The sequence below is a fragment of the Aequorivita soesokkakensis genome, from assembly GCF_001641085.1.
GTDB lineage: Bacteria > Bacteroidota > Bacteroidia > Flavobacteriales > Flavobacteriaceae > Aequorivita > Aequorivita soesokkakensis.
The window spans coordinates 1-419 of the sequence record NZ_LXIE01000027.1 but is presented as its reverse complement, the minus strand read 5'-3'; the positions used below and the strand labels follow the sequence as shown (position 1 = coordinate 419).

Sequence of the window (419 nt, the reverse complement as noted above, 5' to 3'; positions counted from 1 at the left end):
AGTAGTGGTTATCTGCCAGAGCGCGGACATCGCGATCGTGAAGGAGAGCGACCAGGTTCCTGGCAACAACGGATGTGTTGAGCTAGCGGAAGGCGATGTAATCACCTATACCTTTAGAGTGACCAACGAGGGCAACATATCAATCGACAATGTGGTCGTAACAGATCCATTGGTAGGCCTGTCCACCATCACCGGCCCAACGGGCGATACAGGTTCAGACGGCATCCTTGGACTTAACGAAGTTTGGGAATACACTGCAACCTATACGGTAACGCAGGACGACGTTGACGATGGCGAGGTGACCAACCAAGCTACGGTTAACGGACTTGCGATGAACCCATCCAATACCCCGGTATCCGATGACTCGCACCCGACCTCTACCACAGCGGACGGAGATACAGTAGTGGTTATCTGCCAGA

General features: G+C 53.2%; 1 protein-coding gene. It reads left to right on the top strand.

Annotation, left to right across the window (positions count from 1 at the left end; all coding sequences use genetic code 11):
• Nucleotides 1–4: 4 nt before the first annotated feature.
• Nucleotides 5–419 (top strand): DUF7507 domain-containing protein (locus A7A78_RS09815; protein ID WP_131811125.1); only part of this gene is annotated, 415 nt, incomplete at its 3' end.